We start from the raw sequence: 13,396 nt of genomic DNA, 5'->3' as shown, positions 1-13,396 counted from the left end.
TGTAGGTAGCGCATTATTTCTTAGCGGGAAGTGTGAACATCCCATCAGCAAACCGAACACCTGTCCTTACATTCATGATTTGAACAGTGGTTTCCAAATTCTGTTGATCAACAATTGTCCATTGGCGTAAATCATAGTTTTTAGAATCAAAAACCATTCTTATTTGCCCAGCCCCAATAGTTTTATCACGCAGAACAATTGTCACGGCCCCTGGATCTTCACGAAATGCTAATAAACGCCCTGAGGATATATCAATTTTATTATCTAATAAAAATTTCATCGGTGTTTGAAAAAGTTGTGAAAAATTCCAAGTATTCAGAGCCCGATTGTTAACTCCTACGAATTGGCCATCTGCAATGATCTGTAAGGGTATTTTTTTGTAAATAAAACGAATTTTCCCTGGACGCTCTAAATAAAATGTTCCCTGAGACATTTTCCCCTTTGGACTAAACTGAATAAAATCACCTGTCATTGTTTTAATTGCGGCAAAGTGATTAGCTATATTTTGTGCCCTTGCTATTTTACTGGATGCCATTTTATTAAATGATTGCGAAAAAGCAGGAAAAGTTAAGCACCAAAAGACAAGAATTCCCACAAACCCAATGACTCTTTTTTGTGGTGAAAAAGACGTTTTCATAGAAAATGCTCCCAAAGAATATTCATTTATCTCATAATAATGATAAAAAGAATATCCTTCTTTAAAAGGTAAAGATATTGTTTTCAAAGACTATCAAAAGATTTTTATTTCAAAAGCGTTCTTCTTCAGAAGGGATCAAAACTTCTCGTTTCCCCGCATGATTTGCAGCACTAATGATGCCTTCTTCTTCCATCCGCTCAATTAATGTAGCAGCACGGTTATAACCGATACCCAAACGGCGTTGAATATAAGAAGTTGAAGCCTTACGATCACGAAGAACAATAGCAACAGCTTGGCTATAGGGATCATCTGCTGCTGGAGAAGTCAAAGAAGCATCCGCGCCATTTTCTGCAATCTCTTCTGTAATGGTTTCCAAATAATCAGGCCGCGCTTGTGCTTTGAGATGGGCTACCACCTGCTCCACTTCATCATCGGCCACAAAAGGCCCATGAACCCGCTGGATACGCCCTCCTCCCATCATGAAGAGCATATCTCCTTGCCCTAACAATTGCTCAGCCCCCTGTTCGCCAAGAATTGTCCGGCTATCAATTTTTGAACTGACAGAAAAAGAGATGCGTGTAGGGAAATTGGCTTTAATGGTTCCAGTAATGACATCCACTGAAGGGCGCTGGGTTGCCATAATCACATGGATACCAGCAGCACGTGCCATTTGTGCAAGGCGTTGCACGGCACCTTCAATGTCTTTACCAGCAACCATCATCAAATCGGCCATTTCATCAATAATGACAACGATATAAGGCATAGGGCTAAAATCAAGTGTTTCGGTCTCATAAAGGGGCTCACCGGTTTCATGATCAAACCCCACTTGAATTGTGCGCGTCATTGTCTCACCCTGCCCTTCTGCTTCCCTAAGACGCGCATTAAAGCCATCAATATTGCGGACACCCACTTTTGACATTTTGCTGTAGCGCTCTTCCATTTCACGCACAGCCCATTTCAGTGCAATGACAGCTTTTTTAGGATCCGTTACCACGGGTGTTAACAAATGGGGAATGCCATCATAAACGGAAAGTTCAAGCATTTTTGGATCTACCATAATGAGACGACATTGTTCAGGTGTCATCCGATAAAGCAAGGACAAAATCATGGTATTAATGGCAACAGATTTCCCCGAGCCTGTCGTACCTGCCACCAAAAGATGCGGCATTTTTGCTAAATCCGCAATCACCGTTTCCCCACCAATTGTCTTACCCAAAGCAAGCCCTAATTTTGCTTTGCTTTCCACAAATTCTCGCGCTTGCAACATATCCCGCAAATAAACCATCTCACGTTTTGCATTGGGCAATTCTATTCCAATCACATTGCGCCCTGGAACCACAGCCACACGTGCTGAAATCGCACGCATAGATCGTGCAATATCATCTGATAGCCCAATAATACGAGAAGATTTAATACCAGCAGCGGGTTCAAATTCATACAAGGTCACCACCGGTCCAGGGCGTGCATCAATAATTTTTCCCTTAACCCCAAAATCTAATAAAACACCTTCAAGTTCATGAGAATTAGCTTTTAAAGCAGCAGGTGAAAGTTTTGCATCCCTTGCAGCTGGCGGAGAAACTGAAAGATACTCCAAAAGTGGAAGAAGAAAACTACCGTTTGAAGAAGCCGTTATAGACTTAGAAACACGGTTTTTAACGGGAGGACCCTTCTCTTGATTTCCCTGACGTTTTGGTTTTTCATCCACGAAAATTGGTTCAATCCGATCAAACGACTTTCCTTGTTTCTGAGAGCGCTTAATAGAGAAGAAACAAAAAAAACGCGCTTGTAAAAAATAAAAAAGATGTAAAATGGCTCCCAAAGTTGTAGCAAAAAAACTGTATCGTCCCCTCTCTTCAACATGTTCCGTATCTTCTGCATCTTCTGTCATATCGAAGAGAGGATCAACGGCTTCCTTCTTTTGGACCTTTTTTATTTTCCTTTTATCTATACGCCGTCTCCATACTACATTTCCCGCAAAAGCAGCTATTAAAAAACCTAAAAGGATAAGAGCCATTCCCAAGAGTACATTCTGAAATGGAGAAAAAAAGACAGGAAAAAGTGAATAAACAGCACTTAAAATTTTATCCCCCAAAACGCCTCCCAACCCCATCGGCAACGGCCAATACGTAAAAGAAGCAACAGGTGTCATAAGGGCAAAAGAAATTAAAAAACAAATTGTTGATATCACCCACAAAAAAAGGCGAAAAATCAAATGATGGATATCCTTTTGTGCCAACAAAAGAAACGACCAAAATAATGGTGGTAACAAAACGCCAAGACTTGCTAAACCAAAAAATTGCATAACAAAGTCTGAAAAAATTGCACCTGGCCACCCCATAAAATTTGTAACTTTATTTGTACTTGCATGGGTTAATGATGGATCTGCAGCATTCCAAGTTGCCAAAGCAAAAACACAAAAAATAAGGAAGCCCAAAAGCCCAAGCCCAATAAAAACACCAATCTGGCGCAAAAACATTTCAATGAGCCGTGAACTGTAAGATTTTTGTGCTTTTAATGAATCATAAGGAGAAGAACTTTGGTGCATCCATCAATTCCAAATTAAAATCTTCGCATGAAAGAATTATGACCGAAAAATATTAACACAGTTTTAACCATCGTAATCATAACAATTTCTCTACCATGCTTATAAAACATGATCCTTTAAGACCGTAACATAAAAGACTTTCATTACATCTTTAAAAGACCACATCGTTTCTGTTGTATTTCAGTTTTCTTTTGCATTGATAAAGTGTAAAGTCGATATTGAATATTAAGGGCAAAGTTTTCCCAGAGAAACTAAATGAAACACACAAATGGTTAAAAAAAAGGAAAATCAAGTACCTACCCACTATAGATCAGCGTGAGAAGAAAACCTCGTCCTTTAAAAAAAAGAGGAATCGAAATAGTGTAGAAAAGGTGATATTAAAAAAGATATTCTGTTTAAAAGCGAACAAACTGCCAACAATGGAACGAAGTGTTGTGTATCCTCATCCCAATAAAAATGTAAAACCTAATAAAAAAACAAAATCCAATAAAAATATCAGGCAATGCGATCTTCTTATTGCAGGGGGAGCAGCTGTTGGTCTCACCTTAGCAATAGCGCTCAAGCAAGCAGCCCCTAATCTAAATATCAATATTGTTGATGCTGCTTCTCAAGAAGAACTTCCCCCTTCTCATATACGAACCATCGCCCTTTCTGCTGCTTCTATTCGTATGTTAAAACAACTACAATGTTGGGAGCATATGAACCCCTCTGCACAACCCATTCATTCAATGATCATCACAGATGCATGCGCCTATGATCCTGTCAAGCCAACGCTTTTAACCTTTGAAGGTGATGTTACTCCTAACGAACCCTTTGCTGCTATGGTGGAACATAGAGACCTTATCAAGGCTTTAAAAAAGCGTGTCGAAGATCTAGAGATCACTTTTATTGCAAACATGCAGGTCATTGATTTTCATCAAGAAGATCAACATACAACTGTCACTTTAAGCAATGAAGAAATTTGGCAAACGAAGTTGCTTATTGCTGCCAACGGAGCACATTCGAAATTACGCGAAAAAGCAGGTCTTAAAAACTTTTCTCATTCCTATAAACAAACAGCAATCATTTGCACGATTGAGCATGAAAAACCCCATCATGGTCAAGCAATTCAACATTTCTTACCTGCTGGACCTTTTGCTCTTCTCCCTCTTAAAGGCAATCGCTCTGCCATTGTATGGAATGAACACCATAAAACTGCACAATATTATTTTAAAGCTGATGCTCTTATTTTTGAAACAGAGCTTAAAAAACGCATTGGCCATAGACTTGGAAAACTCTCTTGGAATGGAGAGCGACAAATTTTTCCCTTGAGCCTTTCTTTAACACGCCAATGCATTAAACCTCGTTTTGCTCTCGTTGGTGATGCAGCCCACACAATTCACCCGATTGCAGGACAAGGACTCAACTTAGGATTACGCGATAGCGCCGCACTTTCCGAAGTTATTATTGAAACAGCGCGATTAGGTCTTGATATTGGATCCCTCATTGCTTTAGAGCGCTATCAAAGCTGGAGACGTTTTGAAATTGTCCGTATGGCTTTGAGTAATGATTGGCTTAATCATCTTTTTTCTAATGATAATCTCCTCTTACGCATACTCCGAGATGCCGGTCTTGGAATTATCAATCAGGCACCCAAAATAAAGGAATATTTCATTCAAGAAGCTTCCGGCCTCACTCCCAATGCGCCACGCCTTCTTCATGGCCTCCCGCTTTGAACGAAAGTCATACCATTTCACTTTTTATAATTTATGAATTAAGATTCTTTCTTAAAAAGAGAATTCCTTTATTTATTTTAAAATACCAATGTCCTGGAAAAATCCATGTATGATATATTCTAAAGTGATCCACACTCTACCATCATGGTGTTTATGAATACTGCATGCCCCTCTTCTTGCGCAATACAAAAAAAACAGAAAAAGGCTAAAGAATAGCCTCACTTTTTCGTCCTTCAACGTGCTCTTTTTAATGATACACATCATGAACGCTGACAATAAACATTCCAAAATATCCTTTCATCTAGACCATACAAACGGTAACAAAGAAAAAAGCAATACCTGATATCTATAATCTTACAAGAATGAAACCAAAACCCATAAAAGCACCAAGTCACTGTTCTACAGATCAACATGGCAAAAATACAAAGCTCTGCGAAAAATGGCGTATTTTCATACCTGAATAAACGCATTCGTATTCGCTATAGTTTTATTAATAACGCAATATTCTCACACATCAGCTTAGCATTTTTACGCATCAAACTAAAAAATATATGCCTCAAGTTCATATTTCTTGGTATGCTCGTAGCTTGCAAATATTGCCTATGCACTATGTTACTTCTAATTCTTCAAGCGCATAACCATTCTCCAACCATTCTTTAATCCACTTAGGTCTACGCCCCCGTCCATTCCACAATTCCCATTGGTTGTTCGGATTTCTATAATGACGTTCTTTGCTTACAAGATCAGCGATATTAATTCCATGTGCGCTAGCAATTTCAAGAATTTTTCTTCGCGCATTCTGCTTCTCTTTTTCTTGTCGTTTTTTCAATTCCATATCAATTTGGGCACGCATCTCTTGTAACTCATCAAAGTTCATATTTTTGAGATCATTCACCTTAATTACTCCCCTTGCAAAAAAGAATTGTGCTTTGCCATATTTTAAACACAATTATAGACAATTTCTGTCTATTTATTATCGAAATTACAATTACGATGAATATATCACTTTGACGGAGATATGCTTTGAACAACGAAGAGTTATTAATTTGTATCTCAGCTGTCACAATTGTATCCTTTTTCAGTTTAATCCCTGAGATTGCTAAATGGGGTGCACAAACTCCATCATATCTCTCTGACTCTTGTGAATCAGTAGTAAAAAGTGAACATAAATCGCCATTCTATAAATTATGGCAATATGCAATAAAGAACAAGCCCTCCACAAATAATGAGAGTGCAGTCTATTTTAACAATGAAAAATACGTTCGCATACAGGGGACTGTGCCTTCATATCAATGTTCTCCAGAAAGATTTGAACAATCAGAAGATTATATTACACTATCAACTTCGATAAACTTCCAAAAACAGTTATCAGTTTATAGCAAACTCTCTTTTTATAAACGTAATAATTATAATATTGGTTGGTTTAATATATTCGGTTTTTTTTCGTACATTTACATAATTGTCCAAGTATTGTCATGCATTAAACATGTTCTTGAAAGAAATCAAATCTATGTTAGTGGCAGACATTTTAAATTAAATAATCTCATTTCACAGATCTATAGAAATGTAGTGTGGCAGCAATCAAAAGAGCCATGCAGGATTTATGCTTACCTCAATAGAGTTTTTCATCATCAGGTGTGTTGCTTATGACTATTTCAAACTTCATAACGCTTGCTACTGTATGCGCGTCTTCTGTACATCCTGCAGCATTTTCAACTGTTGCTATGCAAGAGCCGTTGGGTGATATCTGTGCAATAAATGCGCGTGATGAATTATTACATCAGTCATTTAGGTTTAGAGAAACCATCGCAGCAAATGAACAACTTAAGAAAAATGGACATGATTTTGACATATCTTTAGAACAAATTGATGTTCAGAATCTAAAATGGTTCCATGTTTCTCGTTCGAGTACGTATAATTCATGCAAAGATCTTAAAATTGTACAAACTACTTTAACGGGTCTCTATAAAAAAACAATATTGCGAGCTGTGCTAAGTTTTTACAAGCCCAAAAGTTTCGAAAATGATTTTATTGATACTTCTGTAAGGAAAGTTGGCTCCCATATCACAATGGAAACTTCTGCATTATCAAGTGACAAATCACAAGAACCTGTACAACTTCATACAGAAGAGTCAGATCAAACAGTAGAAACAGAAGCTCTTCCTTCCTCTTCAGAAGAACTAGTGGACGCATTTGCACATAAGGTAAGTAGTGCTCGTGATGTTTTTACAGCAGAAGATGCCTCTTTTAGAAAACAACAAGAATGAAAGGTAGATAAAGAAATGTTAAAGCTCTAAATTAGTAAGATTAGATAAAATCTCTTCTAATTGAGGGCATAATAATGAAAATGATAGAACAAAACAGTGTTGATATGGCATTCACTCAGAAAGCAGCACGTGAAATTACGGTTGTGATGCGCTCCGAGAGGGAATGGTATTTTACATTTGTTGCAGATGATCCATTAACTGGAAAAGCAAATAAATACACACTTCTTACGCAAAGAGGAAAATTAAGGACTTGGGCTGATCCAAAATATCTCTTTAAATTTCTTCATGAAAGAGGTGTTGTTTACGGCAATTTTAAACTTAATCAGGATGAAAAAACATGAAACAATCAAATATTCTCCCCACAAAGGCTCATAATAAAATTATTAAGACTGCTGCAGCTATTACTGTATTACTTATGGCTCATCCTATATGTGCCCAAGCACAAAATTTAGACAATGCAAAAAATGCTTTAACCAAATTCCAAACAGAATTGGGAAAAATTATTCCTATCGCAGCTGCTGTTATACTTTTGTGCTTAGCAATTGGTTATGCAGGCCGCTACATTGAAAAAGATACATTTGTACGATGGGCTATCGGCGTCGTCATTGCAGGATCTGCAGCCGAACTTGCCAATTTATTGTTTACAAAAGTATAGTGAGAATGAATCATAAAGTTGATAGTATGAAGTATCCTTTTTTATTCAAACAGAAGTATAAATTTCAGTGATTTTACCCAATCAATATAAGGTATTACTTATAACTAAGAAAAAAGTTTTTATGCCAAACTATACTCTGAATAAAGGTAAATAATATGAAACAATTCAATACTCTTAAAGCAACAATGAGCAATAGAATTAACGTAATTATTGCTACAACAAGTGTATTTTTTATGACTCATAATGCGTATGCTCAAGCAAAAGGCTTAGAAAATGCAAAAAAAGCTCTAGATGAATTCAAAAAACAATTAGATATAATTATCCCTCTAGCCGCTGCTGTCATACTTTTGTGCTTAGCAATTGGTTATGCAGGACGTTACATCGAAAAAGATACGTTCGTACGATGGGCAATCGGCGTTGTCATTGCGGGCTCTGCAGTCGAACTTGCGAATTTATTATTTAAAACTAATGGGTGAATTTATTGAGATATGAAATGTTTCTTTCATATAAAAAAAGTTCGGGATCCAGTAATTTCATCCATATCAAGAGACGTTTGTTCTATCTTGCAAACAAAAACTATTTTGATATCAATTACAATCTAATAGGCTAAACAATATGAAGCGATTAATTAATTTCCGTTCAAAAAATAATAATACAAGCAGTTCAATTGCTGCAGCTATAACTGTATTTTTTTTAAGCAGTCCTGTATATGCTCAAAACACTCTGGGTAATGCAAAAAAAGCTTTAGACGGTTTGCAAAAAGAACTTGTCGAAAAAATTATTCCTATTGCAGCTGCCGTTATACTTTTGTGCTTAGCCATAGGTTACGCAGGACGTTATATTGAAAAGGATACATTTGTGCGGTGGGCGGTTGGTGTTATCATTGCTGGGTCAGCAACCCAAATTGCCATGATGCTATTTAAACCACAATGACGTTAATTATCATGTAATGAAATACAAGGTGTTTTTTAAAGGTAAAGGTTTTTCATGAGTTGCATCGAAACCAATGAATATCTTACCGATATCAAGAATATAAAAACGTTAGAGTAAAATATGAAACAATTTAATAATTCCCAATCAAAAATTAACAGTAGAATTATCGCAACTTCTGCAGCTGTAACTGCATTTTTTATGTCTCACCCTGCATATGCGGATCTGAAAAATGCTAAGGACGCTTTAACCAAGCTACAGAGTGAACTTACTGAAAAAATTATCCCTATAGCCGCTGCTGTCATACTTTTATGCTTAGCCATAGGTTACGCAGGGCGCTATATCGAAAAGGATACATTTGTGCGGTGGGCGGTTGGTGTTATCATTGCTGGGTCAGCAGTTCAACTTACTGCGATGTTATTTGCGCCGAAATGAAGAAAAATATGAAATTAGAAAATGCACGAAATGTTTTTAACATTATATCAATTGGTTGCAGATGTATCTGTAATAATTTTTCTTATGCATAGAAATAGGAAATATTATTTATAGTAAACTCATTCATAATGAGGACGAGAAGCATGAAACAATCAACTATTCTTCAAGCGGAAACTGGTAAAAAGATCAGTACTTTTATTATAACATTAATTATATTCTTAATGAACAAACCTGCCTATGCTCAAACAAAAACCAGAGCTATAGATATTTTTATAGGTATGCAATATGGGTTAAGTATGATTATTCCCATTGTTGGTGCTGTTATTTTTTTCTTTCTATTGCTTATTTATCTATTTCGCATCATTTCAAGAGCTACATTTATACGGTGGTCGTTCAGTGTTATCGTTGCAGGCGCAGCATTTTATATTAGCGCTTTCTTGTTTTACATTCACTAACTGAAGAGCTGCCCATGAAACCACAAAAACATGAAGCATTTCCTTTATTCAAAGGAGCAACCCGTGTTCCAACAATTTGGGGTGTGCCTATGATGCCGCTTATCGTTATGGTTGTTGGTGTTGCGACTGTTGCTATGACTATAAATATCTTTTTGTGGGTAATTGCACCACCCTTATGGTTCATTATGGTTCAAATTACCAAGAACGATGATAAAGCATTTCGTATCTGGTGGTTGTGGATTGATACAAAATTTCGCAACCGCAACAAGGGCTTTTGGGGCGCATCAAGTTACAGTCCTTCTAATTACCGCAAAAGGAGATAAATATGACGGTTGTTGAAAGCAGCAAACGACTTGTATCAGAGACACCAGTAAGCCTGTTTATACCCTATTCGCACCACATTACAGACACGATCATCTCTACAAAAAATGCGGAGTACTTGTCAGTTTGGAAGATTGACGGACGTTCACATCAAAGCGCTTCAGAAGAAGATATTTTTCAGTGGACAAAAGAGTTAAACAATACCTTACGCGGCATTGCATCAGCCAACTTATCACTATGGACTCATATCGTACGCCGGCGCGTTTATGAATATCCTGATTCAACATTTGATCAAATGTTTTGCTATCAGCTTGATGAAAAATACCAGCAAAGCTTTACTGGTTATAATCTGATGGTCAATGACCTGTATTTAACTGTTGTTTACCAACCTATAGCTGATAAAATTATGTCATTCTTTTCCCAGCATGAAAGCGAGACGCTTGATCAAAAAAAGATGCGGCAGGAATCATGTATAAAGGCTCTTAATGATATCAACAACACCTTAGGTCAATCATTAAAACGTTACGGTGCGGAGCTTCTTGGTGCTTATGAAAAAAATGGGCATGCCTATTCTTCTGCACTTGAGTTTCTTGGAACGCTTGTCAATGGCGAGTATCGTCCTATGCCGATATGCCATGACCGTTTTGCTGATTATATGTCTATCAATCGGCCTTTTTTTTCAAAATGGGGTGCTCTTGGTGAGCTGCGCACAACCAGTGGCATGCGTCGATTTGGAATGCTGGAAATTAAGGAATATGATACGACAACCAAACCAGGCCAATTAAATGTTTTGTTGGAAAGTGATTTTGAATTCATATTGACACAAAGCTTTTCGGTACTTTCACGACATGCTGCCAAGGATTATTTACAGCGGCATCAGCGTAATCTTATCGACGCTCGCGATGTGGCGACGAGTCAAATTGAACAGATTGACGAAGCACTTAACCAGCTTGTCGGTGGACATTTTGTCATGGGTGAGCATCATTGCACACTAACACTTTACGGCGATACAATTCAACAAGTTCGTGACCATATGGCAAAAGCGAGTGCAGCATTACTAGATGTTGCGGTATTACCAAAACCTGTAGATTTAGCCATAGAGGCTGGTTATTGGGCACAACTTCCTGGAAATTGGAAATGGCGGCCACGTCCTGCACCAATTACATCGCTGAACTTTTTGTCATTCTCATCCTTTCATAATTTTATGTCAGGTAAACCAACTGGAAACCCATGGGGGCCTGCGGTTACAATTCTTAAAACCACCAGTAAAACGCCACTTTATTTTAATTTTCATGCCTCGAAAATTGAAGAAGATTCAACGGACAAGCGATTACTTGGTAATACTGCACTCATCGGGCAATCTGGTTCCGGTAAAACTGTTCTTCTCGGTTTTTTATTAGCGCAAGCGCAAAAATTCAAACCAACAACCGTTGTTTTTGATAAAGATCGTGGCATGGAAATTGCTATTCGGGCGATGGGAGGTCGATATCTGTCATTTAAAGCTGGCAAACAGAGCGGCTTCAACCCATTTCAACTCCCACCCACACAAGAAAATCTGATTTTTCTGAAACAATTTGTTAAAAAATTGGCTGAAGCTGGTGGTGAAGTCACGCACCATGATGAAGAAGAAATTAACCAAGCTGTCACATCTATTATGAGCAGCAACATCGATAGATCCCTGCGTCGCTTGTCTTTTCTAGTGCAGTTCCTACCAAATCCGCATTTAAGCGATTATAACGCATCGCCATCTGTTCATGCGCGCTTAATAAAATGGTGTGAAGGTGGTGATTATGGATGGTTATTTGACAATCCCAGTGATGCTCTTGATCTTTCAACACACCAAATTTACGGCTTTGATATTACCGAGTTCTTAGATAATCCAGAGACTCGCACTCCTGTGATGATGTATTTGCTTTATCGTACAGAAGGAATGATTAGTGGACAAAGGTTTATGTATATCTTTGATGAGTTTTGGAAACCTTTACAAGATCCGTACTTTGAAGATTTAGCAAAAAACAAACAAAAAACTATCCGTAAGCAAAATGGTATTTTTGTTTATGCTACACAAGAGCCCAGTGATGCCCTAGAAAGCAATATTGCCAAAACACTCATTCAACAGTGCGCAACCTATATTTTTCTAGCTAATCCCAAAGCAAATTATGAAGATTATACACAAGGTTTTAAACTTACAGATGCTGAATTTGAACTGATCAAAGGACTTGGTGAATTTAGTCGTCAGTTCCTCATAAAACAGGGTGACCAATCCGCACTTGCGGAGCTTAATCTCGGCAAATTCCACGTAACAATCGATGGAAAAACTATTGAACGCGACTTTAGTGATGAACTTCTCGTGTTATCAGGGACACCTGACAACGCTGAGTTGGCCGAAAGCATTATTGCTGAAGTAGGCGATGATCCGGCAATATGGTTGCCAGTTTTTTTACAACATGTAAAAAATGATAGGAGGGAAACATGAAAAAAGTAATTATTTTACTAACAATAACAGCAGTTTTAGGGACAACAAATGCAGCAAAAGCTTTTAATTTTGGATTAGGAGTAGTGCCTTTAGAATGGCCAAGTTGGAGATCATCTCCTAAAAATGCAGCTCCTAAAAATGCAGCTCCTAAAAAGCCTACTCCACCGCAGCACTATGTAGACCTCATTGAATTAATAAAACAACAACTTGAGATAAATAAGCAGCAACTCAAGAAAACAGAAGAAACTCATGAGTCCGTAACACAAAATCGGAAATTAGGCACTAATCAACTTGAAGCTATAAAAACAGATCACACCAGTTTTTTTCTTAAAGATCCACAATCAATCTATAATGAAAATAATTATGATATTTTTGTATCTAAGTTCAAATCGCTCAATGACATTATAAAAGAGGAAAAAATTTCTAATTCTATTGATGAGGCACGCAAATCTATCGAAGGACGTAAACAATATGCAGCGATTATCGATAAAGTTGTCAGTTTACGAACTTTTCAAGAATCAGAAAATCGTTTTAAGCAAATCTCTGAACTCGTAGAACAAATAAATGTAACCACTGATCTAAAAGGTATTGCGGAATTACAGGCACGCATAAAAGGCATGCTTGCTATGATTCAAAATGAAACAGCAAAACTACAAATGGTCGCACATTCGCGCAATGCTGAACAAGCACTTATTAGTCAACAAAAGCAAAAACGCAATATGAGAATTCTTAACAGTAAAAATAAAGAAATGCCTACCATAAGATTTATAAGATAAGTTTTTTATATCAGACTGAATTCTACGTCGTTATTTTTTACCTTCTCTCTCGGTAAAAGCCTAGACGTCATATTGAGGACTCTCAACATTCTGAAAAAATACATGGAAACTTAATCCATCACAATCCGATGAAACTGGGAGAAATTGTATAAATATAAATAAAATATACGACATGTACCCATAT

The 13,396-nt window shown here is 37.3% G+C and carries 13 protein-coding genes and 1 pseudogene; 11 read left to right on the top strand and 3 right to left on the bottom strand.

The window, feature by feature from the left end:
- Window positions 1-13: 13 nt before the first annotated feature.
- Together ME1_RS02250 and ME1_RS02245 are read right to left on the bottom strand one after the other, a co-directional pair.
- Window positions 14-637 carry a LolA family protein gene (locus tag ME1_RS02250; RefSeq protein WP_004862656.1) on the bottom strand — a complete coding sequence of 208 codons (624 nt, stop codon included), beginning with the start codon at window positions 635-637 and terminating at the stop codon, window positions 14-16.
- Between the two features lie 109 nt (window positions 638-746).
- Window positions 747-3,182, bottom strand: a complete 2,436-nt coding sequence (locus ME1_RS02245) for a DNA translocase FtsK (RefSeq protein ID WP_004862651.1) — start codon at window positions 3,180-3,182, stop codon at window positions 747-749.
- A 419-nt stretch (window positions 3,183-3,601) separates the two neighbouring features.
- Between ME1_RS02245 and ME1_RS02240 the strand changes: the two genes are divergently transcribed.
- The gene (locus ME1_RS02240; protein WP_425338801.1) at window positions 3,602-4,897 is read left to right on the top strand and encodes a ubiquinone biosynthesis hydroxylase; all 1,296 of its coding nucleotides are present in this window, start codon (window positions 3,602-3,604) and stop codon (window positions 4,895-4,897) included.
- Between the two features lie 607 nt (window positions 4,898-5,504).
- On the opposite strand, the gene ME1_RS02235 is transcribed toward ME1_RS02240, so the two are convergent.
- Window positions 5,505-5,792 (bottom strand): H-NS histone family protein, encoded by a 288-nt coding sequence (locus ME1_RS02235; RefSeq protein WP_004862646.1) that lies wholly within the window; start codon window positions 5,790-5,792, stop codon window positions 5,505-5,507.
- Between the two features lie 751 nt (window positions 5,793-6,543).
- On the opposite strand from ME1_RS02235, the gene ME1_RS02225 reads away from it, so the two are divergent.
- From ME1_RS02225 to ME1_RS02180, 10 genes and pseudogenes are all read left to right on the top strand, one after another.
- Complete coding sequence (locus ME1_RS02225; RefSeq protein ID WP_004862639.1) at window positions 6,544-7,164, top strand: lysozyme family protein; 621 nt, start codon at window positions 6,544-6,546, stop codon at window positions 7,162-7,164.
- Between the two features lie 74 nt (window positions 7,165-7,238).
- Window positions 7,239-7,539, top strand: a pseudogene (gene korA / locus ME1_RS02220) (KorA family transcriptional regulator).
- Window positions 7,502-7,819 (top strand): VirB2 family type IV secretion system major pilin TrwL, encoded by a 318-nt coding sequence (trwL, locus tag ME1_RS02215; RefSeq protein ID WP_004862631.1) that lies wholly within the window; start codon window positions 7,502-7,504, stop codon window positions 7,817-7,819. The pseudogene korA and the gene trwL (ME1_RS02215) overlap by 38 nt, the downstream one beginning before the upstream one ends.
- Before the next feature lie 155 nt (window positions 7,820-7,974).
- Entirely contained in the window at window positions 7,975-8,295 is a 321-nt protein-coding gene (gene trwL / locus ME1_RS02210) for a VirB2 family type IV secretion system major pilin TrwL (RefSeq protein ID WP_004862626.1), read from the top strand.
- A 139-nt stretch (window positions 8,296-8,434) separates the two neighbouring features.
- Window positions 8,435-8,752: a VirB2 family type IV secretion system major pilin TrwL gene (gene trwL / locus ME1_RS02205; RefSeq protein ID WP_004862623.1), complete on the top strand. Its 318-nt coding sequence runs from the start codon at window positions 8,435-8,437 to the stop codon at window positions 8,750-8,752.
- A 120-nt stretch (window positions 8,753-8,872) separates the two neighbouring features.
- On the top strand, window positions 8,873-9,184 hold the full coding sequence (gene trwL, locus ME1_RS02200; RefSeq protein WP_004862621.1) for a VirB2 family type IV secretion system major pilin TrwL: 312 nt from the start codon (window positions 8,873-8,875) through the stop codon (window positions 9,182-9,184).
- Window positions 9,185-9,327: 143 nt separating this feature from the next.
- A complete protein-coding gene (locus ME1_RS02195; RefSeq protein ID WP_004862618.1) occupies window positions 9,328-9,639 on the top strand; it encodes a hypothetical protein in 312 nt (103 codons plus the stop codon).
- Between the two features lie 14 nt (window positions 9,640-9,653).
- Window positions 9,654-9,962 (top strand): VirB3 family type IV secretion system protein, encoded by a 309-nt coding sequence (locus tag ME1_RS02190; protein WP_004862616.1) that lies wholly within the window; start codon window positions 9,654-9,656, stop codon window positions 9,960-9,962.
- A gap of 2 nt (window positions 9,963-9,964) precedes the next feature.
- The gene (trwK, locus tag ME1_RS02185; RefSeq protein ID WP_004862614.1) at window positions 9,965-12,436 is read left to right on the top strand and encodes a VirB4 family type IV secretion/conjugal transfer ATPase TrwK; all 2,472 of its coding nucleotides are present in this window, start codon (window positions 9,965-9,967) and stop codon (window positions 12,434-12,436) included.
- The gene (locus ME1_RS02180; protein WP_004862612.1) at window positions 12,433-13,212 is read left to right on the top strand and encodes a TrbJ/VirB5 family protein; all 780 of its coding nucleotides are present in this window, start codon (window positions 12,433-12,435) and stop codon (window positions 13,210-13,212) included. Before trwK ends, ME1_RS02180 begins: the two co-directional genes overlap by 4 nt.
- Window positions 13,213-13,396 lie beyond the last annotated feature (184 nt).

The organism is Bartonella vinsonii subsp. arupensis OK-94-513, from assembly GCF_000278235.1.
Taxonomy (GTDB): domain Bacteria; phylum Pseudomonadota; class Alphaproteobacteria; order Rhizobiales; family Rhizobiaceae; genus Bartonella; species Bartonella arupensis.
This window is presented reverse-complemented; position numbering and strand designations above follow the sequence as displayed.

What these genes read in the sequence shown, in the direction of transcription:
- ME1_RS02225 (WP_004862639.1), top strand. Translation starts at nt 6,544, where the DNA reads ATGACTATTTCAAACTTCATAACGCTTGCTACTGTATGCGCGTCTTCT.
- ME1_RS02190 (WP_004862616.1), top strand. Translation starts at nt 9,654, where the DNA reads ATGAAACCACAAAAACATGAAGCATTTCCTTTATTCAAAGGAGCAACC.
- trwL (WP_004862631.1), top strand. Translation starts at nt 7,502, where the DNA reads ATGAAACAATCAAATATTCTCCCCACAAAGGCTCATAATAAAATTATT.
- trwL (WP_004862621.1), top strand. Translation starts at nt 8,873, where the DNA reads ATGAAACAATTTAATAATTCCCAATCAAAAATTAACAGTAGAATTATC.
- ME1_RS02195 (WP_004862618.1), top strand. Translation starts at nt 9,328, where the DNA reads ATGAAACAATCAACTATTCTTCAAGCGGAAACTGGTAAAAAGATCAGT.
- ME1_RS02180 (WP_004862612.1), top strand. Translation starts at nt 12,433, where the DNA reads ATGAAAAAAGTAATTATTTTACTAACAATAACAGCAGTTTTAGGGACA.
- ME1_RS02245 (WP_004862651.1), bottom strand. Translation starts at nt 3,182, where the DNA reads ATGCACCAAAGTTCTTCTCCTTATGATTCATTAAAAGCACAAAAATCT.
- trwL (WP_004862626.1), top strand. Translation starts at nt 7,975, where the DNA reads ATGAAACAATTCAATACTCTTAAAGCAACAATGAGCAATAGAATTAAC.
- trwK (WP_004862614.1), top strand. Translation starts at nt 9,965, where the DNA reads ATGACGGTTGTTGAAAGCAGCAAACGACTTGTATCAGAGACACCAGTA.
- ME1_RS02240 (WP_425338801.1), top strand. Translation starts at nt 3,602, where the DNA reads ATGGAACGAAGTGTTGTGTATCCTCATCCCAATAAAAATGTAAAACCT.
- ME1_RS02250 (WP_004862656.1), bottom strand. Translation starts at nt 637, where the DNA reads ATGAAAACGTCTTTTTCACCACAAAAAAGAGTCATTGGGTTTGTGGGA.
- trwL (WP_004862623.1), top strand. Translation starts at nt 8,435, where the DNA reads ATGAAGCGATTAATTAATTTCCGTTCAAAAAATAATAATACAAGCAGT.